At 38.3% G+C, this 26,448-nt stretch carries 25 protein-coding genes, 1 tRNA gene, 1 rRNA gene and 2 other annotated features; of the genes, 8 read left to right on the plus strand and 19 right to left on the minus strand.

Translation table 11 applies throughout. The features are described from left to right. Positions 1–167: 167 nt before the first annotated feature. The 7 genes from OXPF_RS00545 to OXPF_RS00575 all read right to left on the minus strand — a co-directional run bounded on the left by OXPF_RS00545 (position 168) and on the right by OXPF_RS00575 (position 6,224). Positions 168–596, minus strand: a complete 429-nt coding sequence (locus tag OXPF_RS00545) for a hypothetical protein (protein ID WP_054873270.1) — start codon at positions 594–596, stop codon at positions 168–170. Positions 597–692: 96 nt separating this feature from the next. Then, positions 693–1,223 carry a hypothetical protein gene (locus OXPF_RS00550; protein ID WP_054873271.1) on the minus strand — a complete coding sequence of 177 codons (531 nt, stop codon included), beginning with the start codon at positions 1,221–1,223 and terminating at the stop codon, positions 693–695. A 680-nt stretch (positions 1,224–1,903) separates the two neighbouring features. Next, positions 1,904–2,497, minus strand: coding sequence for a CBO0543 family protein (locus OXPF_RS00555; protein ID WP_054873272.1), 594 nt, complete (start codon positions 2,495–2,497; stop codon positions 1,904–1,906). 84 nt (positions 2,498–2,581) lie between these two features. Next, entirely contained in the window at positions 2,582–2,914 is a 333-nt protein-coding gene (locus tag OXPF_RS23570) for an integrase core domain-containing protein (RefSeq protein ID WP_054873273.1), read from the minus strand. A 662-nt stretch (positions 2,915–3,576) separates the two neighbouring features. Then, positions 3,577–4,575: a GGGtGRT protein gene (locus tag OXPF_RS00565; protein WP_054873274.1), complete on the minus strand. Its 999-nt coding sequence runs from the start codon at positions 4,573–4,575 to the stop codon at positions 3,577–3,579. A gap of 17 nt (positions 4,576–4,592) precedes the next feature. After that, entirely contained in the window at positions 4,593–5,285 is a 693-nt protein-coding gene (locus OXPF_RS00570; RefSeq protein WP_054873275.1) for an iron-sulfur cluster assembly scaffold protein, read from the minus strand. A 159-nt stretch (positions 5,286–5,444) separates the two neighbouring features. Beyond that, entirely contained in the window at positions 5,445–6,224 is a 780-nt protein-coding gene (locus OXPF_RS00575; RefSeq protein ID WP_054873276.1) for a PHP domain-containing protein, read from the minus strand. 355 nt (positions 6,225–6,579) lie between these two features. Here OXPF_RS00575 and OXPF_RS00580 point away from each other — a divergent pair, with 355 nt between their 5' ends. Beyond that, positions 6,580–7,077, plus strand: a complete 498-nt coding sequence (locus tag OXPF_RS00580) for a YajQ family cyclic di-GMP-binding protein (RefSeq protein WP_054873277.1) — start codon at positions 6,580–6,582, stop codon at positions 7,075–7,077. Between the two features lie 49 nt (positions 7,078–7,126). On the opposite strand, the gene safA is transcribed toward OXPF_RS00580, so the two are convergent. Next, on the minus strand, positions 7,127–7,744 hold the full coding sequence (gene safA / locus OXPF_RS00585; protein ID WP_054873293.1) for a SafA/ExsA family spore coat assembly protein: 618 nt from the start codon (positions 7,742–7,744) through the stop codon (positions 7,127–7,129). Between the two features lie 181 nt (positions 7,745–7,925). Between safA and OXPF_RS00590 the strand changes: the two genes are divergently transcribed. Beyond that, complete coding sequence (locus tag OXPF_RS00590) at positions 7,926–8,756, plus strand: aminotransferase class IV (RefSeq protein ID WP_054873278.1); 831 nt, start codon at positions 7,926–7,928, stop codon at positions 8,754–8,756. A gap of 101 nt (positions 8,757–8,857) precedes the next feature. Here the strand turns inward: OXPF_RS00590 and ilvN are convergent, their stop codons facing one another. The 5 genes from ilvN to cobU all read right to left on the minus strand — a co-directional run bounded on the left by ilvN (position 8,858) and on the right by cobU (position 13,365). Next, a complete protein-coding gene (gene ilvN / locus OXPF_RS00595) occupies positions 8,858–9,334 on the minus strand; it encodes an acetolactate synthase small subunit (protein WP_054873279.1) in 477 nt (158 codons plus the stop codon). Between the two features lies 1 nt (position 9,335). Continuing rightward, positions 9,336–10,973 (minus strand): biosynthetic-type acetolactate synthase large subunit, encoded by a 1,638-nt coding sequence (gene ilvB, locus OXPF_RS00600; protein ID WP_054873280.1) that lies wholly within the window; start codon positions 10,971–10,973, stop codon positions 9,336–9,338. A 503-nt stretch (positions 10,974–11,476) separates the two neighbouring features. Then, entirely contained in the window at positions 11,477–12,067 is a 591-nt protein-coding gene (locus OXPF_RS00605; protein ID WP_054873281.1) for a histidine phosphatase family protein, read from the minus strand. Beyond that, positions 12,058–12,807: an adenosylcobinamide-GDP ribazoletransferase gene (gene cobS / locus OXPF_RS00610; RefSeq protein ID WP_054873282.1), complete on the minus strand. Its 750-nt coding sequence runs from the start codon at positions 12,805–12,807 to the stop codon at positions 12,058–12,060. The genes OXPF_RS00605 and cobS overlap by 10 nt, the downstream gene beginning before the upstream one ends. 9 nt (positions 12,808–12,816) lie before the next feature. Then, a complete protein-coding gene (gene cobU / locus OXPF_RS00615) occupies positions 12,817–13,365 on the minus strand; it encodes a bifunctional adenosylcobinamide kinase/adenosylcobinamide-phosphate guanylyltransferase (protein ID WP_054873283.1) in 549 nt (182 codons plus the stop codon). 425 nt (positions 13,366–13,790) lie between these two features. Next, positions 13,791–14,037 (plus strand) — a binding site (T-box leader). 114 nt (positions 14,038–14,151) lie between these two features. Here cobU and leuS point away from each other — a divergent pair. From leuS to OXPF_RS00640, 5 genes are all read left to right on the plus strand, one after another. Then, positions 14,152–16,587 carry a leucine--tRNA ligase gene (gene leuS, locus OXPF_RS00620; protein ID WP_054873284.1) on the plus strand — a complete coding sequence of 812 codons (2,436 nt, stop codon included), beginning with the start codon at positions 14,152–14,154 and terminating at the stop codon, positions 16,585–16,587. Between the two features lie 80 nt (positions 16,588–16,667). Then, positions 16,668–18,623 (plus strand): type I glutamate--ammonia ligase, encoded by a 1,956-nt coding sequence (locus tag OXPF_RS00625; RefSeq protein ID WP_054873285.1) that lies wholly within the window; start codon positions 16,668–16,670, stop codon positions 18,621–18,623. Between the two features lie 70 nt (positions 18,624–18,693). Then, positions 18,694–18,931 (plus strand) — a binding site (T-box leader). Positions 18,932–19,066: 135 nt separating this feature from the next. Continuing rightward, positions 19,067–19,603, plus strand: coding sequence for a tryptophan transporter (locus tag OXPF_RS00630; RefSeq protein WP_083479625.1), 537 nt, complete (start codon positions 19,067–19,069; stop codon positions 19,601–19,603). Between the two features lie 25 nt (positions 19,604–19,628). Continuing rightward, positions 19,629–20,909 (plus strand): NPN-dependent 2-hydroxyacid racemase, LarAH10 family, encoded by a 1,281-nt coding sequence (gene larAH10 / locus OXPF_RS00635; RefSeq protein ID WP_054873287.1) that lies wholly within the window; start codon positions 19,629–19,631, stop codon positions 20,907–20,909. A 156-nt stretch (positions 20,910–21,065) separates the two neighbouring features. Next, positions 21,066–21,995: a cation diffusion facilitator family transporter gene (locus OXPF_RS00640; protein WP_054873288.1), complete on the plus strand. Its 930-nt coding sequence runs from the start codon at positions 21,066–21,068 to the stop codon at positions 21,993–21,995. A 4-nt stretch (positions 21,996–21,999) separates the two neighbouring features. Here OXPF_RS00640 and OXPF_RS00645 read toward each other — a convergent pair whose 3' ends face one another. After that, positions 22,000–22,707 (minus strand): MgtC/SapB family protein, encoded by a 708-nt coding sequence (locus OXPF_RS00645; protein ID WP_054873289.1) that lies wholly within the window; start codon positions 22,705–22,707, stop codon positions 22,000–22,002. A 367-nt stretch (positions 22,708–23,074) separates the two neighbouring features. On the opposite strand from OXPF_RS00645, the gene OXPF_RS00650 reads away from it, so the two are divergent. Further along, positions 23,075–23,941 carry a DMT family transporter gene (locus tag OXPF_RS00650; RefSeq protein ID WP_054873290.1) on the plus strand — a complete coding sequence of 289 codons (867 nt, stop codon included), beginning with the start codon at positions 23,075–23,077 and terminating at the stop codon, positions 23,939–23,941. Positions 23,942–23,992: 51 nt separating this feature from the next. Here OXPF_RS00650 and OXPF_RS00655 read toward each other — a convergent pair whose 3' ends face one another. The 5 genes from OXPF_RS00655 to rrf form a co-directional block, all read right to left on the minus strand. Next, positions 23,993–25,192 (minus strand): serine hydrolase domain-containing protein, encoded by a 1,200-nt coding sequence (locus OXPF_RS00655; RefSeq protein WP_054873291.1) that lies wholly within the window; start codon positions 25,190–25,192, stop codon positions 23,993–23,995. A 15-nt stretch (positions 25,193–25,207) separates the two neighbouring features. Then, positions 25,208–25,450 (minus strand): DUF2164 domain-containing protein, encoded by a 243-nt coding sequence (locus tag OXPF_RS00660; protein ID WP_423230549.1) that lies wholly within the window; start codon positions 25,448–25,450, stop codon positions 25,208–25,210. A gap of 277 nt (positions 25,451–25,727) precedes the next feature. After that, positions 25,728–26,006, minus strand: coding sequence for a DUF1292 domain-containing protein (locus OXPF_RS00665; protein ID WP_054873292.1), 279 nt, complete (start codon positions 26,004–26,006; stop codon positions 25,728–25,730). A 146-nt stretch (positions 26,007–26,152) separates the two neighbouring features. Next, positions 26,153–26,229, minus strand: a tRNA-Met gene (locus OXPF_RS00670). Positions 26,230–26,322: 93 nt separating this feature from the next. Beyond that, a 5S ribosomal RNA gene (gene rrf / locus OXPF_RS00675) occupies positions 26,323–26,439 on the minus strand. Between the last annotated feature and the right edge of the window lie 9 nt (positions 26,440–26,448).

The following is a 26,448-nucleotide window of genomic DNA, read 5'->3' on the forward strand; positions in this document are numbered from 1 at the left end:
TTAGTATCTGCTCCTTAAACTCATGTGAATATGCATTACCTTTCATTTGAATATGCCCCCTTAAGCTTCTGATTTTATTCTAGCTAATGGTTCGTATTTTGTCCAAACTAATTAGGGGGCTTAGGAGTTATCCTGTTTATTCCCTTTTCCGCATCCAGCGGGTAATTTCATCTATTAGCCTCCAATAGGTCAGAGAAAAACAAACCTTCGGTAATTTTTACAAAAGTAGTTCCGTTATCACCTTTAATGGTATAGGCCTTGCCCCCCCAAAATACGGTATCTTTATTAGCAGAAACACTTATCTTCTTTCCGTTTTTTAAATAATATGTAATCGTTATATGCGGAGGTTCTTGCTTAGGTGTACCTAACTGATAGTTTAAGAAATTGGCCATATTAACGGCTCTCTCAATATCTTCACCTGCTTTGAATGTCCGTACTTCATCAGTTAGATTAGTATCGGATATTTCAACATAAGAAACATCCTCCTTTTCAGGAAGACCAATCAAAGGAATGCCATGCAGCCAAAAATAACCTATAGTAACCAATAGCATGGACAAAATTACCGAGAAAATATAACGCATAAATGTTTTTTTCATGTTTTCACGTCCTTTACATCATTACAATATCATAAAATCGGTTGATTGCCCGGTTTGGCCTCGGGGAATTAAAAACCTTGAAGTCAGGATACAAGACTACCATCTCCCCCGGCAAATAAGTCTTTCCAGGACTGCAACAACTATCGTAGTAATTACATTTACGATTATTACTATAAACAATAATTTTTTTCTATTTTTGCTGCGGTTTTTTAATAGCAAATATACCAGGGGCACTTCTATACACAAAGTTAACATTAAATAAACAAGCCTTATTGCATAGTTAGGCCCGCTGTTGAATGATCTTTCCCACGCATAATCCCAGCCTGAACAATAAAACCTATTTAAACGGTAGGTACTATAAATATATGGTGCTACAAACGAAGCAATATTTGCAAATGTAACAATAACAAATGCTCTTACTTTTTCCTCAACTTTTCCATATACAATTACTCCCCAGGTCTCAATAGCAAGAGTCAGTATTATTGCAAGAGGTAAAACTTTCATAGGGATTACTGTTACCCAGTGCCACGATGAATTTGCCAAAGTTCGCATAGGATACATGATAAATAGTAAAATACTTCCTAATAAAGTCCGTCTTACAAGTTGATAATTTCCTATACCTTTCACTATATCCCCTTCCTTTTATTGTTATAAACTACATAACACCAGATACAGATTTTAATATCTCCAAAATTCTTATTTATTGATGGTATTTTAATATCTAAATTATCAGAACTACTATACCCATACTATATGCTTGGTAATCTGCGTATAAACTCATCTTCAAATTCCCTGGCAATTTCCTTAAGAAAGTTATTAAGTTGTTGAATTAACTCATCTTTCATAATTGATAAGCCTCACTTTATAATTTCAAAAATATCTTGCCTTAATGAAAAATGCTCACCATTTTCTTCCATTCTAAAGCCTTTTTATGGCTTTTTGAACAATCCATGTAATATTGCGCCTTAAGCATACCCCTATAAAATATATAGTGAGATGAATTTTCCCAAGTATTATCTTCTCTTAATAATATAACATATCCCTACCAGCATTACTTGTTAAAATAAAAATACATGAATTTCATTTTACTCATCTTCCTTTTTTTGGCTTAATAAACAATTAATTCTTTTGTAATAGTATGTTCAGACTTTTGCCACAGTTTGTACAAATTTTGCTTGTACACTATATATGAAAAGGGCGCCTCCCCTATTATATAAGGAAATAACCCTGTTTAAGGGGTTATTTGTGTTTTTTGATTAAATTTCTGCGGATAATCCAGGTCCCCTAGTTTTATATTTAAAGAATATCTATCTCATAGTAACTCTACCCGCATAGAATCCTCCTAAAAATATTGTGGTAATTAAAATAAAATGTATAATAAAGAATCCAATTTTTCCATATTTAAATACTTCTGGATTAATTGGTTTTCTATATTGTTCAGACACTATCAGCCCTCCTACCCACTCAAATATCAGGAAGAATATCCACCACCATGTATATGAATCCCAAAAATCCCAATATAAATCATACCTGATAAGTTGAGTTTTATTATGTGCCCATGTCTCTGCAACCATTCCTAAATGGACTATTACCCAATAAACCGGAATCTTCAATGCCCATAGTTTAGGACTATATCTTACTCCCAATAACACATATGCCGGAAATATTGTTAAAATACAATAAAATGGAAATCTTAAGAAATTAGGAAATAATCTATAAGGGAATGAGTATAAACCTGTAATGATGAAGATATAACATATTATTGAACCTACCACTCCACTTAATAAAAACAATAACCCATATTGCTTCCAATTTATTTTAATAATAATTATTGCTACGATAAGTGAAGTGACTGTAAATGCAATAGATATATAAGTTTCAATATTCCAGTTAAAATTCATGGTATTTCCCCCATAATATCAATTATAAGCTGCATATGATTATAGTATAGACAACCGCACATTCTATTATTTAAAATCTATTATTTAAAATAATTTTAAAACATAAAAAGCCCAGATATGTTTAATAATAAGAATTAAAAAAGCCATACAAATGGCCTTTACGGATTTATCAAGGACACCTTGATAATACTCCTCCTGAGATAAATAATGGATACTCCCGTGGATTCTCCTGCCGTTGTAGAATCTTACGAATTTGGCTACAGTCTCATATGCTTCAGCATATGTTCTGAATTCATAAAGAGAGAAGCATTCACTTTCCAGAATACTGTGGTATGATTCTATATAGGCATTCATATTGGGACTTTTAAAGGGTATCCTTTCTAACAAATAATAATAAATGACATGAAGAAAACACAAGATTACTCTCTACATGCTTTTGAAGTTATTTTTATTGGGCGACTTTAATAAAAACTATAGGTTATTATCTGTTTTAAAAGATAAACCTGCACTTTTCATAAAAATTGTTTGTTTTTTATTATTTTTTCCCTTATTCCCAATTCCATTATCCTATCTTTGTTTGCAGGTTTTAAAGTCCTTCCCTCACTATCACCTCCCCCAATCCCTTCATCCATCTGCCTTTGACCACCCTTTTCCCATGCCCCCAATTTCTCCTATGATAATAAGGTCCTTCACTAAAACCCACCTTTTCCTTAACTTTACGGCCCTATTTCCTGGACAAAAATAATAATAAAGTCGTTCACGCATCTTGCACTTTTCTTGCAAAATCTCACTCTTTTACATCCCTATTTTTTTCAATCTTTTAAGTGCGGTGCAGTAGGTTCATGGATAACGGGTTAAGGCAAATGCCTGTAAGCCCTTGTTTACTCAATCCTTTTCTCAATCTTTCCCCTCTCTTTTTCTCAATCGCTCTCCCTTGAACCAAATACCATGACCCTGAAAGCCACCTCAAAAAACAGCAAAAGCATGAAAGATTCAGCCAGGTGGCTTTCAAACTCTCATGCTTTCAGTGAATAACTTTATTATTTAACGAGTTATGTCGGTTAACAACCTATTTATCCTTATTTAAGGGATTCTTCAATGGATACGGCTACCGCAACGGTTGCACCTACCATGGGATTGTTGCCCATCCCAATCAGGCCCATCATTTCTACATGGGCGGGAACTGATGAAGATCCTGCAAACTGGGCATCGCCATGCATTCTCCCCATGGTGTCTGTCATGCCGTAGGATGCAGGCCCTGCTGCCATGTTGTCGGGATGAAGCGTTCTTCCCGTACCGCCTCCGGATGCCACGGAGAAGTATTTCTTTCCGTTTTCATATGCCCATTTTTTATAGGTACCTGCAACAGGGTGCTGAAAGCGGGTGGGATTGGTGGAGTTTCCTGTGATGGATACGTCAACACCTTCCTTAACCATGATAGCTACGCCTTCATTGACATCATCTGCACCGTAAACTCTTACCTTAGACTTATCTCCCTTTGAAAATGCTCTTTCCTCAGTAACTTTGAGTTCACCTGTGTAATAGTCGTATTCAGTCTTTATGTAAGTAAATCCGTTTACTCTGGAAATTATATAGGCTGCATCTTTTCCAAGGCCATTCAATATTACTCTTAAAGGCTCTTTTCTTACTTTATTTGCTGTTTTTGCGATACCAATGGCTCCTTCTGCCGCTGCGAAGGATTCGTGGCCTGCCAGGAAGCAGAAGCATTTGGTTTCTTCCCTTAAGAGCATTGCTCCCAAATTTCCGTGTCCTAAGCCGACCTTTCTGCTGTCTGCAACAGAACCTGGTATGCAGAAGGCCTGAAGTCCTATTCCTATTGCCTCGGCAGCTTCTGCTGCATTTTTAACTCCTTTTTTAAGAGCAATACCGGCTCCTAAAATGTATGCCCATACGGCATTTTCAAATGCTATGGGCTGTACACCTTTTACCGTCTTTTCAACATCTATATTCTTAGCAAGAAGCATATCTTTTACCTGCTCCAAGCTGTCAAATCCATAATCCTTGAGGCACTTGTCTATTCCGTCTATTCTTCTTTCATATCCTTCAAATCTAATCATCAAAGCCACCTCTTTCCTTACTCAACTCTCGGGTCTATATATTTAGCTGCTTCATCAAATCTTCCATATGTACTGATGTTCTTTTCATAGGCTTCTTTTGGATCAACACCTTTTCTTATGGCTTCCATCATTTTTCCTAAGTGCACAAATTTATAGCCTATTACTTCATCTTGTTCATCCAATCCCAGCTCTAATATATAACCTTCCGCCATTTCAAGATATCTTACACCCTTTTCCCTGGTGCCGAACATGGTTCCTACCTGTGACCTTAAACCTTTTCCCAGATCCTCAAGTCCTGCACCTATAGGAAGTCCGCCTTCTGAAAATGCCGTCTGAGTTCTTCCGTATGCAAGCTGTTTGAAAATTTCCCGCATGGCTACGTTTATGGCATCACATACCAGGTCGGTATTCAATGCTTCAAGAATGGTTTTACCCTGAAGAATTTCAGCTGCCATGGCCGCAGAATGCGTCATGCCTGAACATCCCAGAGTTTCAATTAAAGCTTCTTCAATTATTCCGTCTTTAACATTTAAAGTCAGTTTACATGCTCCCTGCTGCGGTGCACACCAGCCTACTCCATGGGATAAACCGGAAATATCGGTAACTTCTTTGACTTTAACCCATTTTCCCTCTTCAGGAATAGGTGCAGGTCCATGTTTGGGGCCCTTTGCCACACACATCATTTGCTCTACTTCGTGCGAGTAATTCATGAACATTTCCCCCTAAAAAACAATAATTCCAAAAATTAATTTTCTGGAATTATTATAACACGAAAATACCTGCTTGCAGTATTTTAAATCAAATGAGTCAAAGATTATATCATGAAAATACCGCATATCTTTGCTGATTTTTAATTTAATGTGATTTTTTTACCCAACAATTGAAAAGCTTTCATAGCCTGCGGCTTTTATTGCACTTATTGCTTTATCTTTTTCATAGCCTATCCTTCCTTTGTGGTGGGCATCCGAGCTGAAAACTACCTTTACCCCTGCATTAAACATGTATTCCAGCGTAGTTTTATCCGGCACGAGATAATCTCTTTTAGTCAGCCATTTTGTGTTTATTTCAACGGCACAGTTATTTTTTACAAGCTCCCGGCATATTTCATCCAGCAGCTCAGGGTAATAATCAAGGCTTGGTATGCCTTCTCTGCGTGCTATTTCAATATGGCCTATTATATTAAATAACCCGCTCCTTGCTGCTTTTAACACTCTTTCATAATACATCCTGCCTACCATTTCAGTATTGCCGTAGAATTCCACAGCAGTTTTAAAATGCCGGCTTTCTATCAAATGTACGGAGCCAATAAGAAAATCATATGGATATTCACCGAGTTTTGATTTTAAAAATTCTTCTCCTTCGGGAGCATAGCAGACCTCAAGACCTGTTAAAACGGGATAGCCTTCTTTTTTGGCATATTCCAGCAAACTTAAGTACTCATCAATACTCTTATCAAACTTCAATTTTTTATGATTTTGTCCGTCTTTAAATACGTGAGAATAAAGGGGCTCAAATCCGCTGAGAATTTTTGTATGAACTACCACGCCTATGCTATCTACTCCCTTTGACTTTGCCACATTAGTCAAATCATTTATAGTTTCAATATTCCAATCCAGTTTATCAAGATGTACATGATAATCAACAAACACAAATATCACCTGCCAAAATATACTCTTATCTTCATTGTATTCGCGACCACCATAAATTGTATTCAATTATAATAAATCACATGTATTAAAAATTCAATTTACCCCATACTTAATATAGAATATTTTCCACAATATAACACACCTATTGAAATTATGTAACAAATACAATAAACTAAAATAAGTTGGGAAACTTTCTCCTAAGTTGGGTACATTTTCCCCGACTACCCAAGAGAGCTTAGAATCGGGGACATACCTTCGATTACCCCACATTCATTTCTCAAAAAGAGAAGGTGTGTCCCCAAACATTATTTCAGGGGAAGTGTCCCCTTTGATTAAATACGAAAGGATGATGAAGATGGCAGGCAGCAACTCATTTGATATAGTATCCGAAGTAGACTTGCAGGAAGTAGACAATGCCGTAAACCAGACAGTCAAGGAAATCAGCCAGCGCTATGATTTTAAGGGCAGCAAGGTTGAAGTTCAGCTTGATAAAGATGAAATAAAAGTCCACGCCGATGATGATTTTAAATTAAAAAGCGTGCACGAAATTTTAAGAGGTAAATTTTCCAAAAGGGGTATATCCGTCAAAGCATTGGATTACGGAAAGATTGAAAAGTCCGGCGGAGATACCATCAAGCAGGTTATAAAAATTAAAAAAGGCATATCAAAGGAACTGGCAAAGGAAATTGTATCTCTTATTAAAAATTCCAAATTAAAGGTTCAGGCACAGATTATGGATGACCAGGTCAGGGTTTCAGGAAAAGAAAGAGATGATTTACAGGCTGTCATTCAGATGTTAAAAGCCAAGGATTTTGATACAGAACTTCAATTTACAAACTACAGATCATCATAAAAAACTCTGAAAGCTTAAGCTTTCAGAGTTTTTACTTTTTAATGTTATTTTACGGTCTCATGAACATTTGGGTCCAGTAAGCCACTCCTCTTGAATCCTTTGCATAACCGACACCGATTTGTGTGTAGCTGGCACTTAAAATATTTGACCGGTGGCCCGGTGAATTCATCCATGCAACCATAACTTCTTCAGGCGTTCTCTGCCCCTTTGCAATGTTTTCACCGGCAGATGCATACCTTAAACCAAAGCTCTCCATCATTTTAAACGGAGAACCGTATGTTGGCGAAGTATGGGAAAAATAATTAAGCTTAGCCATATCTGCCGATTTATACCGGGCCACGCGGGATAGCTGCCAGTTGCTGCTCAATGCCGGCAGTCCGTTCTTTGCCCTTTCCTTGTTGACTAATTGCACCACCTTGTCTTCCAGAGCTTTTACGTCGCTAAGCAAAGGTATGGTTAGTTTTTGCCCCGGATATATCAGGTTGGGGTTTTTTATTTGCGGATTTGCCGCAATGATTTCCGATACGCCTATTTGATATTTTACGGCTATCTTCCACATGCTGTCACCGGGCTGAACGGTATAGGTTGTATTTTGTGCATTTGCGGTCGCAGTAAACAACATAAAAAATATAGCTGATAACACAAAAGATGTGCTTATTCTTTTCATCGTTTTCATTGTGTCAACCTCCCTATAAAGTATTATTCTCCCTTTAGGACAAAAGATAGCTGTAAACTAATTCTTTAATTATGCATCTGTTACTCATTTGGAAATAACTATATATGTATTGAAAATAATAGGATTATGGTAAAATATATATATTGTTTAACTTTGGATGGACGGTGTTTTTATGAATGATGATGTAGTTAAGAATTATTTAATCCACAATGATAATATAATTGAAGCTAAAATCTTTGATTATGAAGTTACGAAAATATTTCCCGGGATATATGAGGTTATAAGAGTCATTGACGGAGTTCCCATGTTTTTAGAAAAACATGTTTCACGCTTTAAGACCTCAGCTTCCCTTTTAGGCTTTGATATTTTAATTGATGAAAAAAAAATTGATGCAATCATCAGAAAACTTATTGAAATAAATGATTATTTCAATGGGAATGTAAGAATTGTAATCAATAATTTCTACAATCAGACTCCCGACAGTTATTTTTACTTTTATAAAAGCTCCTATCCGACAGAGGATATGATAGCTGACGGTGTCCATGCAACTTTGTTTTATGGTGAAAGAAATAATCCCAATGCCAAATCTACAGATCTTGCCATAAGGGATAAAATAAATGAACAAATTGCAAGGATGAATGCTTACGAAGCATTGCTTGTAAATAGCAACGGTGAAATTACAGAAGGCAGCAGGTCAAATATGTTTTTTATAAAAAATAAAACAATTATAACTGCACCTGAGAAAGATATACTCTCAGGCGTTACAAGAGGAAATGTCATTGAAATTATTAGGCGTTCAGGCTTTGAATTGCAGGAAAAAAATTTAGAAGCAAATATGTTAAAAGACATGGATGGATTGTTTTTGACGGGCACATCACCCATGGTACTTCCCATTAGAAGTGTAGATGATATGAAGTTTGCATCTGCAAACAATGGTATAATAAGGAGCATACGGGAAAGTTACCTCCAGTTAGTTAACGACTATATAAATTCACATAGATAATAAAATCCGCCGTAGCAATTATGGATTGCCGGCGGATTTTAAGACCCCTGTTACTTCGTAAAAAATGGACTGTTGCGTTTCAAACAACGCAACAGTCCTCTTTATTTTGAACCTCTGTCTATCGCAATGGCTCCTGTTCTTACCATTTCCTGAATACCGAAGGGCTGAAGCATATTCTGAATGGCTGCAACCTTTGTGCTGTCTCCTGAAATTTCTATGGTCATGGTATTTTTGCTTATATCAACAACCTTTGCCCTGAATATATTTACAATCTCGGTAATTTCAGACCTTATTTCCGAAGTTGCATTGACCTTTATAAGAGCTAATTCCCTAACTACAGAATCCTCTTTTATATCCTGAACCTTTATTACATCAATGAGTTTGTTCAGTTGCTTTGAAACCTGCTCCACTATATATTCATCACCATCAACCACAATTGTCATCCTGGATATTTTAGGGTCTTCCGTTATACCTACGGCAAGGCTGTCAATATTAAATCCCCTCCGGCTGAACAAGCCGGATACCTTTGAAAGTACCCCCGCATGATTTTCAACCAGCACTGCTAAAGTATGTTTCATATTATATCCCCTCCCTGTACGGTACAACATTTACATCCAGGTTTATGAAGAATTCTCCTAAGATTCCATCCTTGCTCTCCAATATTTCTTTCAAGGCATTTTTAATATCCTTTTTATCAGTTACCCTTATACTCTTTAAACCATAGGCTTCTGCGATTTTTGAAAAGTCCGGATTGCCCGTCATATGAACCGAGAAGTACCTGGACTCAAAGGATTGCTGCTGCAATTCCCTTACCATTCCAAGAGAGCTGTTATTAAAAAGAATTATCTTCATTTTTAGATTTTCCTGAGCTGCTGTTGCCAGCTCCGTTAGGTTCATCTGAAAGCTTCCGTCACCGGTAATCAAAAGTACTTCTCTTTCAGTGTCTGACATCTTTGCTCCAATTGCTGCAGGGAGTCCGTAGCCCATGGTGCCCAATCCGCCTGAGGTAATAAATGTCCCTGGTTTTTCTACCTTATAATACTGACTGGTCCACATCTGGTGCTGCCCTACATCAGTAGCCACTATCATATCATTATTGGACATCTTTGAAAGCTCCTGGATGATTTCTTTTGGATCCAAGCCTTTACCTTCTACATATTGCGCAGGCAGCCTGTCTTTTGCCATTAATTCTTCCGCCCAGTTGCTTTCTTTTTTATCTGCATTAAGTTTGTTAATCTCTTTTACAATACCTTTCAAGTCGCCGACTATGGGAATATCCACCTCAACGTTTTTGCCTATTTCCGCCGGGTCAATGTCAATATGTGCAATTATTGCCTTTTTGGCGAATTTATCAAGATTCCCCGTAGCCCTGTCACCCATCCTGGCACCCAATAACAAAAGAAGATCTGCTTCATTGACTGCCGTGTTGGCGGCCTGAGTACCGTATATTCCGAGCAAGCCTAGATTCAGAGGATGGCTTCCCGGGAAACCTCCTATACCCATTAAAGTCATTGCAACAGGTACGTTGACTTTTTCAGCCAGCTCTAATATTTCCTGTGCCGCATCTGATAATATGGCTCCTCCGCCTACACAAATAAGAGGCTTTTTGCTTTCCTTTATTGCCTTAACAACCTTCTTTATCTGAAGAGGATGCCCTTCATAATTTGGTTTATATCCCTTTAAATCAACGGTATCGGGGTATTTAAAATTAATACTTGATAAAGCTACATCCTTTGGTATATCAATAAGCACAGGCCCCGGCCTTCCTGTTGATGCTATATGAAATGCTTCTTTTATAACCCTTGGAATGTCATTTACGTTTTTAACTAAATAGTTATGCTTAGAGAAGGGTTCTGTAGCACCGGTGATATCCACCTCCTGGAATGCATCGCGGCCTATCAAATCCACTGCAACCTGCCCTGTAATTGCAACCAATGGAATTGAATCCATATAAGCTGTTGCGATACCCGTTATAAGGTTGGTTGCACCCGGCCCTGATGTTGCCATGCATACGCCCACTCTTCCCGTAGCTCTGGCATAACCGCTGGCTGCATGAGCTGCCGCCTGCTCCTGCCTCACCAGGACATAATGAATTTTTGATGATTCCCTTAAGCTATCAAAGACCGGCAGAATTGCTCCGCCCGGATATCCAAATACCAATTCCACACCTTCCGCCTCTAAAGCACAAATTATAGCCTGCCCTCCTGTTATTGCCATACAACCGCCTCCTTGAAATTATTTATATTAAAATATAAAAATGAACGTAAAAAAACCCTCGCCCTAATATAATTAATAGGGACGAGGGTAATTCGTCTTACCACCCTAATTCACAGATGCCTCGCAGCATTCTATCTCAGCAGGTTCTAACAAACCGTGGGCTGTTACGGGCCTACCCGCAGGCAAGTACTCGGTATAAATATCTTTCATCGCCTGTACTCAGGAGAGAGTTATGTAATATACGCCTGCGCCAATTTTCACCAACCATTGGCTCTCTAAAGTCAGACAAAATATTTTTATTCTCCATCATCGCATTTGTTACAAACTTATAATAAATTTATTTTATGATATCAATGCAAATAAGTTTTGTCAACAAGAATTTTAGTTGGGGACATAACTTTAGTTGTGTCCCCACTCCGTAAACCTCATTTAACGATATTAAATAAAAGAGGTCGCTGTATTTGAAACACTGCATTCGTTGTTTCAAATACAGCGACCTCAGCTTAGTTCTCATTTAAGGATATCAAAAAAGAAAAATCTCTTTCAAAGGAAATACGGCTTATACTGCCTGTTGAGACCTTAAACTTCCAGAACAGTTCTCCGCTGCCGCACATTATATAGGATAATATGTATTTTATACAGCCGTCATGGCTTACCACCACAACCTTTTTATACTCCTTATCAATTAGCTCGTCTAAAAAAAGCTTTATCCTCTCAAAGAACTGAGGTATGCTCTCTCCTTCCGGAAAATGATATCCCAATGGGGCTTCGTTCCATTTATTTGCTTCATCATTATATTTTGTGCTTATCTCCTCATAAGACAAACCATCAAACAATCCAAAGTTAACTTCCTTTATATTTTCACTTATAATGATGGGCGGATTTTCTGTACTTTGGGATATAATCTCTGCGGTACTTGCAGATCTTTTCAGGGGGCTTGTATATATAACATCGATTTTTTCACCGCATAACAGCTTTGCGGAATCCTCCGCCTGGGAAATTCCCACATCATCTAATTCTGATTCTATCCAACCGTGATAAACACCCTTTTTATTATATTCAGTCTGGCCGTGCCTTATAAGTATCATCTCCATATATTGTTTGACAGAAGAGTTATTACAAGCATGCAAAGTATTTCCTGAATTTCACAGAGTGCTCCTAAAGTATCCCCTGTCATACCTCCTAATTTTTTTTCAAAATAATCATTAAAAAACATGGGTACAGCAAAAACCATAAAGAGCAGAACCAGTGTATAAAGCTTGGCTAAAGGAAAAACTATAATCGAACAAATAATAAGCCCTATTGAAAATTCCTTTATTGTAACATTGCCTATAAAGGTTTGGCCGAGGCCTTTTTCCCTTGGATATTTGGCAATTGTAATACCGTAAAGCATGGATGTCCTGGCTATAACCGGTGCGATAATCAGTGTATACAGCGCCTGGCTATAGCTAAGGCCCCATATCAATGATATTTTTACAAATACTGCAAATATAAGGGAAAGTGCTCCCATGGCACCTATTCTGCTGTCCTTCATTATCTCCAGCATTTTATCCTTTGTTCTGGAGGAAAAAATACCGTCGCAGGTATCCGAAAGCCCGTCCAAGTGCAATGCTCCCGTTATTGAAGCCCAGGATAAAACAGCAAGGATGGCAGCAAACATGTAGTTTCCGGTGTGACGTGCAAGATAATACACTGCCAAATTTATAAGCCCTACAACAAGGCCTACCACCGGGAAGAATATGCTTCCTCCTCTGAAATCCTCCGGCTCTACCGGAACCTCTTTATTTATTGGAATTCTCGTGAAAAACTGCAGCATCAATATAAGCCTGTTCATATTTTTCACCTACTTAATTTTAAGGGGTATGCCGCAGACAGCCAAATATACTTCATCTGCTTCAGCTGCAATCATCTGGTTCATCCTTCCGGCAATATCCCTATACACTCTGGTCAATTTGTTTCCCGGAACCACACCCATGCCAAGTTCGTTTGTCACGACTACTAAATATACATTCTTTTCCCTTGCAATTTTTAATAGTTTACCTACTTCATCAGCAATAAGGTTTTCTATTTCGTTTATTCTTTCCATTCCTAAGTCTTCCCACTCCAACTCGTAGTGGAACATGAGATTGGTAACCATTATGGTTATGCAATCCAGAATCATTACTTTTTCCTCTACATCCTTCAAATGTATATCCATGTCTTTAAAGCATTCTACAGTCCTCCAGCTCGACGGTCTGGATTCCTTATGCTTTTTAACCCTGTCCTTCATTTCATCATCAAATGCAACGGATGTAGCTATATAAAGAACCCCTTCCTTATTTTCAAGAAGAGACTGGGCAAAACTGCTTTTTCCGCTTCTGGCTCCGCCGGTTACTAAAATGATTTTTGACATAACTTCACCTTTTTATCACAGAAATAATATTTGCTGTGATTTTCCTCCTGCATATTTGATTTAATCCCCGTAATATTACTTATTTATTATATCATGAATTTTACTATGTGAAATTCATGTCGCAATATATCCTGCAGGGATTTATTATATCATGAAATTTGCTCTGCAAATTCCATGTTGAATGAATTCGTATGGCATAGCCATACGAATTCATTATAACATAACCTTAAAACGTGGCACATACAAAATCAATTTTCTTCTCCCATGTTTCATTTATGGAAATTTTGCATATAATTTATACTAAACATATGACATATTGTAAATATATATATATAACTCAAACATTAATAGACTTAAAAATACTTTATTTTTATTTACCTTTGTAGTAATATTATGTTATATTTGATGCTTCTTCTATGAAGCAGCCATAGGCTATGATGGAGAACAAGGATATTTCTTTTGATTTAAGAGATCTGCCGGGCGGTGAAAGGCAGCACGAAGATTATCAAACTCGCTCCTGAGCCTGCAACCGAAAGTATTTATTAGGCTTGCACGGCTTCCACCGTTAAAGGGAACAGCATATTATTATGCGCGGCATACTATGTATGCCGAATAAGCTGGGTGTTAAACTAATTAGAGTGGTACCGCGGAAGTGAGCCTTTCGTCTCTTACAGATGAAAGGCTTTTATTGTGAATAAATAAGTCAGGCGCATATCTTAAATCTGCATCATACCTGTTGCTTAATAAGAGATGTGAACCCTGACATTAAAACAAGGAGGATAAATTATGTCCACATATTCGACTGACATTGATAAAAAGTGGCAGAAAAAATGGGAAGATACCGAACTTTATAAATTTAATATGGACAGATTGGATAAAAAGCTTTATTGCCTTGAAATGTTTTCATATCCCTCAGGTGCAAAGCTCCATGTAGGACATTGGTACAACTACGGCCCTACGGATTCCTGGGCAAGGATGAAAAGAATGCAGGGCTATGAAATATTCCAGCCTATGGGCTTTGATGCTTTCGGCCTTCCGGCTGAAAACTACGCCATAAAGACCGGAATCCATCCTCAGGATTCCACGTTGAATAATATTGAAACCATGGAAAGGCAGCTTAAGGAAATGGGAGCCATGTTTGATTGGGACCATGAGGTTAAAACCTGTATGCCCGATTATTACAAATGGACCCAGTGGGTTTTCCTCACATTATATAAAGCCGGCCTTGCATACAGAAAAGAGGCCCCCGTTAACTGGTGCCCCAGCTGCAACACCGTTCTTGCCAACGAGCAGGTACAGGACGGCTCCTGTGAACGCTGCGGAACCGAGGTTACAAGGAAGAACCTTACACAATGGTTTTTAAGGATTACCAATTATGCCGATGAGCTTTTGGAAAAGCTGGATACCATAGACTGGCCGGAAAAAACCAAGGCAATGCAGAGAAACTGGATCGGAAGATCCACCGGTGCTGAATTGACATTCTCTATCGCTGACAGTAATTTAACCTTCAATGTTTTCACCACCAGACCGGATACCCTCTTTGGAGTTACTTATGTCGTGCTGGCACCTGAAAATGAACTGGTGGATAAAATTACTACCGCCGAATATAAAAAGGCTGTGGAAGAATACCAGGACGCCGCAAGAAAGCAAAGTGAAATTGAAAGGCTGTCAACTACAAAGGAGAAGACCGGAGTATTTACAGGAGCTTATGCCATCAACCCCATAAACGGCGAAAAAGTGCCTGTTTGGACTGCAGATTATATTCTTAATACCTATGGAACAGGCTGTGTTATGGCAGTTCCAGGCCATGATGAAAGAGATTTTGAATTTGCTGAAAAATTCAATTTGCCCATAATAAGAGTAGTTAAGGGAGCTGAAGGAAATGATGATCTGCCTTTTGTCGAATACGGAGTGTCGGTAAACAGCGGAGAGTTCTCCGGACTTGCTACCGAGGATGCTAAAAAAGGCATTGTGGAAAAGCTTGCTGACCATAATAAAGGAGCTTTAAAAGTAAATTACAGGTTAAGGGACTGGCTGGTATCCAGGCAAAGATACTGGGGGGCACCCATACCCATGATTCACTGCGATAAATGCGGTGTGGTTCCCGTTCCCGAAGAAGATTTGCCGGTACTTTTACCCTACAACGTTGAATTTGCACCGGACGGAAAATCACCTTTGGCAAAAAGCGAAGAATTTATGAATACAACCTGTCCTCACTGTGGTGGACCTGCAAAGAGGGATCCGGATACTTTGGACACATTTGTATGCTCTTCATTTTATTTCTTAAGGTATCCTGATAATAAGAATTCAGATAAGATTTTTGACAAGGACTTAGTAAATAAGATGCTTCCTGTCGACAAATATGTGGGGGGAGCAGAGCATGCTTGCATGCACCTTTTATATGCTAGATTCGTTACAAAGGCATTGAGGGATTTGGGATATCTTGATTTTGATGAGCCTTTCCTCTCACTTGTGCATCAGGGCACCATATTAGGACCTGACGGCAACAAAATGAGTAAGTCCAGGGGAAATGTTGTTTCTCCTGATGATTATATATCAAAATTCGGCTCCGATGTATTCAGGCTCTACCTCATGTTCGGCTTTGCCTATATTGAAGGCGGTGCCTGGAGCGATGAAGGTATAAAAGCCATTGACAGATTCTTGGACAGAATCGAGCGTCTGACTGCAAGGGTGGGTGAGATAAAAACCTCCGGCACCGTAGGAAAGAATGAAAAAGATCTTAAATATGCAATAAATTATGCTGTAAAGGGTGTTACTGAGGATGCCGATAAGTTCCAGTTCAATACTGCCATTGCAAGGATGATGGAGCTTCTTAACGCCATGTACAAATATGATTCGGATACAGAGGATAAAAATGCTGAAATATTTAAAGAAGGACTCACAACTCTTTTAAAATGCCTAGCTCCTTTTGCGCCACATTTCACTGAGGAAATGTGGGAAAAACTCGGCATGAATTATTCGGTATTCAATGAATCCTGGCCTGCATTTGATCCTTCGGCATTAATAAAGGACGTAGTTGAGCTTGGAATTCAGATTAACGGTAAAATACGTTCTAAAGTTGAAGTACCTTCTGACATGCCGGAAGAACAAATCAAAGAAACAGTCCTTGCCGATGAGAAAATAACGGTAATGTTTGAAGGCAAATCCGTAAAGAAGATCATCGTTGTCAAAGGAAGACTTGTAAATATAGTTATTGGCTGAAAACAGGGCATATGCCCTGTTTTTTTATGCAGCATTTTGTTATAATAATTAATACATTATAAATTATAGAGGTGTATAAAATGGTCATTAATACTCAAAAATCAGCAAATGATACCCTGGTATATACAATTAAAAGCAAAGACCTTGACAAAGCTTATCTAACAGAATTACTTCTTGCCCACCCTGAAATAAAATTTGTTTCTTTATTCGGTATAGACCTGGCAGGCAATGATACCGATGAAAAAATACCTATTTGTAATATGCTGGAAGACATGGACAGTTTTTTAAACGGTGTTATTCAGACAGACGGCTCCAGCGTTGTTTTGCCGGGTATAGCAACACTTAACAACGGTAAGGTGGATATCATAGCCGATACCACATCCAACTGGTACGTTGATTATAATTATGAACATATAGACATTGAAACTAATAAACCTGTCGGCACCCTCAGAATCCCTTCTTTTCTCCAGCATGACGGACAAATGGTGGATTCTAGATCCGTATTAAAAAGATCTGTAGATCATTTTAAAAACACCTTGCTTGAGCTTTTATGCAGTAACCCCGACCTGACGGAGAGAATGGGTTTTAAACCGGATGAAATAGATGAAATAGTTCTCACATCTGCAACAGAGCTGGAATTCTGGGTGAAGACCCCCAATGACAAGGCGGACAAGGAAGAGCTTTCGGCGTCCCAGGTGCTTCAGGAGCAGTATTGGAAAAGGACAAAAAGCATCGTAAGGACATCTCTTGAACAATCCCTGCTGCTTATGGACAAATATGGCCTTGATGCCGAAATGGGCCATAAAGAAGTCGGCGGAATTAAATCCAGAATCGATATCGGCGGAAAGATAAACCACATAATGGAGCAGCTTGAAATCGACTGGAAATACAGTACAACCCTCCAGGCCGCAGATAACGAGCTCATGTCAAGAATAATGATAAAGGAAACCTTCAGGAGAAACGGCCTTGAAGTAACTTTTATGGCAAAACCCATAGAGGGTGTAGCCGGAAGCGGCGAACATACTCATGTTGGAGTTGCGGTAAAACTTAAGAGCGGAAAAAGAGTGAACTTGTTTGCTGCCCCTAATAAAGAGGAGGATTATTTAAGCGTTATCGGCTACGGAGCATTAATGGGGTTTTTAAAGCATTATGAAGTGATAAATCCCTTTATTTCGTCCACGATTGATTCTCTGAACAGGTTAAAACCCGGCTTTGAAGCTCCCGTTTGCATAGTGACATCCTTAGGGCACAGCGTCAATATACCTTCAAGGAATAGGACGGTTCTGGTAGGCCTTGTGAGGGATATGGAAAATCCACTGTCAACAAGATTTGAAGTCAGGTCGCCCAATCCCCATACCAACACATATCTGGCACTAGCTTCTATATATCAATCCATGCTGGACGGAATCAAAGCTGCTGCAGCCTCCGGAAAAACCGAAAAGGAGCTGGAAAAAGAAATATCAAAGCCAAAGGATACCGAAAGCTTTTATCTTGAATACGGCAGAGCGTACAGAAGTGAAGAGGATGTATTCGAGCATTATTCTGCCGAAGAGCGCAATGCAATGTTTGGCACTCCGCCTGCCACTGTATACGATAATTTTAAAAATCTTAGCAATTACCCTGATAAATTATCGGCACTTACACAGGGTGGTGTATTTAACGACAGAATAATTGACAGCTTTACAAAAGCATCATTATTAAGGTGGACAATGGAGATATGCAGCAGAATAATACCCGAATATATGCATATTGTGAGAAGCTGCAGGAAGCTTCACCAACCGGATGCGGCCTGTGACCTAGATGTATTGCTGTGGGATAAGGCCGAGTCATTAAGGCGTCTTATTATGAAGGATACCTGTGATTCAAAATCCCTTTTTACCTCATTAAGAGAGGCTGTATCAAATGGGGATTATTCTGGCGTATCAAGGCTTCAAAGCGAATTGTCCCTTAATATAGATGAATTGAGCAAGGCCTACAGCGCCTATAAAAGAAACCTTATTGATATTGACGATGCCGAGGGCACTTTCTTTAACTGATTATTATTATAAATTTCCTATTGACTTTTTTATTATGGTACACTAAAATATTCATTATAATATAATACTGATAAATTCTCTGACAAGGAAGAGTAGTTGTAAAGCTAAGTTAAAGAGAGCCGGCGGTGGTGGAAATCCGGTACCTATGCCTACAATGAATGGACCCTGTAGAAGTAAACCGAAATCTTTTTAAGATGTAGTATTTACCGGCAGCCGCCCGTTACCTGCGGATAGGATATGTTAGTATCTAAAAGAGACATGCTTTTTGCATAATTTAGGTGGTACCGCGGATAACCTTCGCCCTATATATTAGGGGCGAAGGTTTTTTTAATTGATTTTACTTTAAGGGAGGTGAAACCATGACTTGAACTTATGACTTATATAATTATTATTCAAAAAAATCGGAATACTTAAAATTATATTATATTAAGGAGATGTTTTTAATGAATTTAAAGAGAATAGTAATGGCATCCTTGTTTATAGCCATAGGTTTCATATTCCGAATGCTGACACCCCCCGTGCTTTTAGGCATGAAGCCTGATTTTCTGCTATCCATGATGTTTGTAACCATACTTTTGTTTGATGATTATAAAATGACCTTATTAATCGGCGGAATTGTAGGCATCTTGACTGCAGTCACCACCACTTTCCCCGGCGGCCAGATAGCTAATATAGTCGATAAACTCATAACCTGCCAATGCGTATTTTTAGCCTTCAGACTGCTAAATGAAAAAGTAAACAGCCAGATCAAAGTATTGATAGTTTCTTTCTTTGGAACCATATTAAGCGGCTCGGCATTTTTATCCGTTGCAGGGCTTTTGTTCGGACTTCCCGGGGGAAATACATTTACAATGCTTTTTATGGCAGTAGTAATTCCGGCAGCAATTGCAAATGTTATAATTACAGCTATAATATATAACGCTGTTATACTGGCTATCAAGCGTACTCCATTGTATGGAAAAGTATTTGAAAAGATTTGATATATATAATTTCAGGAGGCAATAAATGAACATGCATTATGATTTGAAGTACGGGAAAGAGAGCATATCCCTTACACTGGATGATGAGGCTATTTTATATACTCTCCTTCCAAAGAAGGCAGTACCTATTAAGGATTTGAGAGAAGAACTGTTTAGCCTCCTTGATAATCCGACAGCCTCCAGCCCCTTTGATGAAATATTCAAACCAGGAGATAAAATTGTTATTGTAATAAGCGATATAACCCGTGCCGTTGGAACCGCTAAATTTTTACCCTTAATAGTTGAGAGGTTAAACAGCCTGGGTATTAAGGATGATGATTTGATAATACTTGTTGCCACCGGTACTCATAGACACCAGACCACAAGTGAGATAAATACTCTAATAGGCTCTGATTTAATAAAGAGAATTGAAGTAAAAGTGCATAATTGTGACGAAGATTTAATATATATAGGTACTACGAGCTTCGGCACCCGGGTAGAAGTCAACAAGCTTGTTACGGAGAAAAAGGTAATTTTAACCGGCGGTATCACCCATCATTTGATGGCCGGATACGGCGGAGGCAGAAAATCAATTTTACCCGGTGTATCTGGCAGAAAGACAATAGAGCAAAATCACCTTCATGCTCTGGATGATACAAGTCAAAGGTCAAACCCAAAAATTGGGTCGGGAGTTACGGTGGATAACCCCATAAATCTCGATATGATTGAAGCCTGTCAGATGGTCAATCCCGACTTTTTAATAAATTCCATCGTGGATAACGAGGGGAATATACTGAAATTTGAAGCCGGGCACTGGCAAAAAGGCTGGGAGAAAGGCTGCAGGGCAATAGATGAAATCTTTGGAGTTGAAATAGAAGAAAAAGCCGATTTGGTCATAGCAAGCTGCGGGGGGTATCCCAAGGACATATCCCTTTATCAGGGAGTCAAGACTCTTTTCAATGCATCCCTGGCTGTAAAACCTGGAGGTACCATATTGATGCTTGCCGAATGCTGTGAAGGGGGCGGTGCCCCCGATTATTTCGACTGGATAAACCCCTTAAAGCAAGGGCGTTTAGACCCGGCTTTAAGAGAAGGTTTCACCATACCCGGCTATATATTTTATGCCACAGTGGAAACAGCTCAAAAATTCAATATTGTTCTCTTATCATCAATAAATCCTGAAACGGTGAAACCCATGGGTATAAAGGGTGCAGCAACTCTTAATGATGCACTTTCCCTTGCAAATCTTGGAGGAGGCAATAAAAAGATAAATAAAAAGATAATTGTAATTCCTCAGGGCGGCGCCACAATACCCATATATAAATAGCCCTCCATTAATCTAACATAAAATATGCGTAAGCCTCAGTGCTTCCGCATATTTTTTATTGGTCCTTATGATGCTCTTAATTATCATAATGTTTCCAATTTTACTATGTTGTTATATAATAATTTATAATGATTTAAAATAGAAGGTGCGCCATTAATGGAAAAAAGATTCAAAGAGTCTCAGCGTGTTGCTGTTATGGGTATAGCAGGAAACCTGATACTATCCATAATAAAAATAACGGCAGGAACAACCTATAAATCTCAGGCTTTAATTGCTGATGGTGCCAACAGTATTGGAGACATTATTAATTCTGCCATCACATATCTTGGAAACAAGGTTGCCAGCCAGCCCAGAGACAGTGATCATAATTACGGACATGGGAAAGCAGAAGCTGTTGCCACACAGGTAATTGGCTTGATGCTGTGTTTTATCGCATTTGAAGTATTTTCAAATTCACTTTCCGTATTTACATCCAAAGCATCCGAAATACAATTCAGCCTCAATATGATTGCCATCTCAGTCTTTGCTATAGTTACAAAGATATTCATGTACCTTTATTCAATAAACATAGGAAGAAAGCATTCCAATCCCCTTGTCCTCGCCAATGCTGCCGACCACATAGCCGATGTATTTGTAACTTTAGGTTCTATATCCGGCATTATATTTACTCATTTAGGCATATGGTGGATGGACCCGGTGATAGGAATGATAATTTCCATATGGATTTTAATCCAGGGCATCGGTATTTCAAGAAATGCCATAAGGATACTCATGGACAGCAGTATTGATGCTAAGATTTTAAATAATTTAAAAGAAACAATCGCCATCATTCCAGGTGTAGAAGACGTGCAAAAAGTTACCACCCACTCAATGGGAATAGGATATTCGGTCGAAGTGAGAATAGGTGTGAACTGCACCCTTACCGTTGCAGAAGGTCATAATATAGCATCACGTGTTAAATCTAAGCTGATAAATACTGCAGAAATCGGAGACGTTATTGTTCATATAAATCCTGTTTCCGATGTGGATTGCGATTATAAATGCTTGAAGGAAAACACAGCAGACTGTAAAAAAAACAATAAATAAAATATCAGGCCATGTCTTTATTCATCAGGGTTACTTTTAAAATTTCCTGAATTTCCGATAAATCAAATAATATTTTTTCTGCTTTTAAATGCCGGGGAAGTGATAATGTATAAATTGCAGTATCTTCCCCTTCTTCATATTCCTGAACAAATTCAATATCAATTATTTTATGTTCGTTCGACATAAAATAATTTTCAAGTTTAGCAAGAGTATCCTTTTTATTCAGATAATTTATTTTAACTTTAATATTATTGGCGTCTTCGAAGAATCTTGTTTCCACCTTTCTTAAGGCGACAAGTACAAAGTACACACTTGCAGTTGACAAGATACTCAAGTAATAATATCCGTGGCCTACAGCAAGGCCTATACATGCCACCACCCACAGGCTGGCTGCCGTTGTCAGCCCTTTAACTGAGCCTTTATAATGAATTATGGTTCCTGCGCCTAAAAATCCCACGCCGCTTACTACCTGGGCTCCCATTCTTCCGATATCAGCTTTCAGTGCCGAGGACAATATGGGGTTTTTCATAATAAGATCTGTTGTTTCCTGTACGGAATACATCTGCATTATGGATATGACAGCAGCACCAATGCATACAAGTATGTGAGTCCTGAATCCTGCAGGGCGGTTTTTAAACTCTCTTTCGTATCCTATAAGTCCTCCGATTACTATTGCAAGCACCAGCCTTAGCAATACCTCTCCCATTTTCATTTTTATAACCTCATTTCTGAATAAAACCTTTAGTATATTTTATATGATTTGCCATAATTTTTCTAATATTATATAATGATTTCAAATTGCACAGTAATTTAAAATCATCTGGCATGGGCTGTCGCATTTGAAACAACATAAATGAGCATTTGTGAGAGTTATCTCTAAAGCTCTTGGTGACTCTGCCAAAGATATTACTTAGAATTTTAGATTGCTCAACGGATGAAGTTTAAAAATTCTTGTATTTTCAAGGCAGGGAACCTTAGAACTTGCAGAACTCGAGCTCAGTAAATGCAGTGTGTCAAATGCGACAGCCCTATGATATATAAATTTACCAGACATCAAATGTCTAACCTGGAGGATTATCATGGAATTAAAAGGTTTAATTTATGCAATAGTTTCTGCTGTTTTTTTCGGCTCTGCAGGGGTGCTTATTAAGCAGGGGTATACACAAAACGTAACCCCTTCGGAACTTTTAATTATTCAATATATAATAGCCATAACAATAATGTTTACCATTTCAATGATTAAATACAGAAAAGAGCTTAAGCTAAAAGGAAAACTGATTATAAAGCTTGCTATTTTAGGCACCTTCGGAAATGCTGTCATGACCATAGCCCTTTACAGTGCCATGGCCTACTTAGATGTTGCCGTGGCAACAATACTTCTTTATACCTACCCTTCCATGGTTGCACTGTCATCATTCATCCTTTATAAGGAGAAAATATCAAGAATAAAGATTTTAGCCATTATAGGAACCTTTTCAGGCTGCCTTTTGGTTGTAGACCTGTGGTCAGGTCATTCCATGCCCATATCCTTCATCGGTATAGGTTTTGGTTTATTGTCTGCAGCTGCCTATTCATTTATGAATATATATGCCGACACTATAGTGGAAGATGTGCCTCCCTTGGTCATAACCTTTATAAGCACAATATTTTCCCTTTTTCTTTTGATGGTTTTTAATGCAGATTTTTTACCCAGGCTTTCTTCAATGCCCATCGGTGTAGTATCCAATGCCGCAATGCTTGCTATATTCTGTGAGATCATTCCTCTGTCGCTTTTATATGCAGCTATTGGCTATATAGGCCCGGTTAAGACATCCATAATAAGCACCCTTGAGGTGCCTGTTGCTTCACTTTCTGCCTTCTTTATAATGGGCGAAAGGCTCAGCATTCCTCAGTATGCAGGCATAGCTCTGGTATTATTAAGTATAACCATATTAAAAAAGGAATAAATACGACTTAATTAAGGAGGACTGAGTCTTCAGACCCAGTCCCTATTTTGCTCATATTTCATCGTAAACAGCATTAATGATTTCAGAACCTATCGCTGCAAAACCGTTAAAAGCCTTTGTATATTTACTTCCGTTTGAAAGATAAACGACACCAGTTTTATCTTCCAAGTCATAGAACATTTCGTTAGTGGCACCGTATGCCCTTCCCTGGTGCCCTCTTAATGTCCTTCCTTTTACAAGAGAATGGGTTATATGCAGTCCCAACCCTCTCATCTTATTATGGCCTCTTAAGGCGACAGTGCGCTCTTTGTTTATAACATCAACCGCTTCTTTTGAAAGGATTCTGGCACCTTCATAACCTCCATCACTCATAAGAACAATCATCAGCTTTGCCATATCAGGTGCGCTTATATAAAGGTTTCCCTGTGCCAGTAAGTAAAGCTGGCCTAGGAGAAACTTGCTTACCCTCTCCTCACCTTTTAGAGCTATATCTTTGCTGAAGGACAATGCTCCGTCTCTGTAAATGTTTGCTACATTACCCGCGCCTTCTATGTAATTAGGAAGATAGCTGGCATTCATATTAAGAGGATTAAATATTGCCTCCCTTGCATAATCATTAAACCGCTTTCCTGTCACTGATTCTATTATGGCGGCAATAATGCCGTACCCGAAATTGGAGTAGTTATAATTCATGCTTCCCGGTTTATATTTATAGAAATTCTTCATATTATATGCGGCGCCTTCTAAAATCAGCATCTCCTTAAGAGGGGGATACCCCTTGCCCGATTCCACTGCTGCAAGATAGGTACCCTTATCACTTATACTGGATGTGTGTGTCATTATATTCTCTAAAGTAATTGGCTCGTCGGGATAATATGGATTTTTAACTTTAAATCCGAGATAAGTGCTGATATCCTCGTTAAGGTTTATAATACCTTTATCCCATAGTGACATTACCAGCATGGATGTGACTACCTTTGAAATGGAAGCAACCCGAAAGGCTGTCGCCGAAGTTACAGCTATTTTATTCTCTTTATCAGCATAACCAAGGCTTGCTGTCCAGTCAATGACACCATTTCTTACAGCTGCAACGGAAATTCCTGCAGCCTTATACTTCTCTGATATTTTCTTAATTCTATCTTCTAATCTTTTATAATCTATATCTTTTGCCGGTTCCTGGCCGCTGATATTACGGCTTTTATTAAGGCCTAAAAATTTTTTTATACCCCAAAACATTCCTTTACCGCACATATATTTACACCCGTCTCATTTCCTTTTTTCCTGCATTTGAATCCCTAAAAGGTCTTCCACCTTTTCATTCATATATTGATATGAATCATATATACCCTGATTATATATATCCGGCGCCAGTTTTTCCATAAAAAAATCCAGTATTAAACCTGCAGCTAGATCCCCTAAATCCTCATCTCTCTCTTTAAGGAAATATTTCTGTACTTCATTTATCATTTTATCTCTTTTCTCTTTGCTTAATTTTATAACACTTTTCAAACTTTTCACCATCCGCACTTTATTTAAAAATCGACATATAAAAATATTTATACTCCTTTTTGTCTGTCAGGCATTCTCATACTTCAATTTACAAAGACAATAATTGTAACAAATTACGACATAAACTTATACTATGTATTAGAAAAATACAAATGAAAATGCCCTTCTTATCCTACTACTCTCCTGAAGTATAAAAAATGGCTGTGTCTTTAGAGTAATCAAGAGACACAGCCATTTTGACGTTTAAGTAATGTCATGTATAAGTACAGGAAGCTAATCACAAATTCTGGCTGGTTCTTAACTCATTCTCTGCCTTTTTCTTAAATTCATTAAATACAGCTTCCAATTCTTTTTCATCTCCAAGAGAGTAGAACTCACCAATTCCATCTTCGCTTTTTCTCATTTCCATGATGATAATCTCCAGTTTTTCTTCCTCCCCTGCCGGAAGAAGTGCAACATAAACCTTACCGTTATAAATCAAGGTATCCAGAAATTCAAGTTCTAATTCCCTTCCATCTTCCCCCGTAAGTATGAGGATATCATTTTTGTCGCCCACTGCTTATATCTCCCTTCGATGCATCATTAGCAATTTATTATTTTATTATACCAAATTTAAACCAATTTAATGTAACTCTTGCTGTCTATAGGTTTGATTATAACATCATAAATACAAAACGTCATCAAAAAGATGACGTTTATCTTTGGTAGCGGCGGTGGGACTCGAACCTACGACCCTTCGGGTATGAACCGAATGCTCTAGCCAACTAAGCTACGCCGCCATATTCGCATAAGATAAGGAGATACTTCTCCGTTGAAGAAATATCTGTAACATAAAAACTTAGGGAACTTTTATTTAAAAAGTTCCCTATTAATACCGGCGACGACTTACTCTTCCACCACGCTTCCATGGCAGTACCATCAGCGTACCCAGGCTTAACCTACGTGTTCGGTATGGGAACGGGTGTGACCCTGGGGCTATTGCCACCGATTATGATAAC

It is taken from the genome of Oxobacter pfennigii (genome assembly GCF_001317355.1).
Taxonomy (GTDB): Bacteria; Bacillota; Clostridia; order Clostridiales; family Oxobacteraceae; genus Oxobacter; species Oxobacter pfennigii.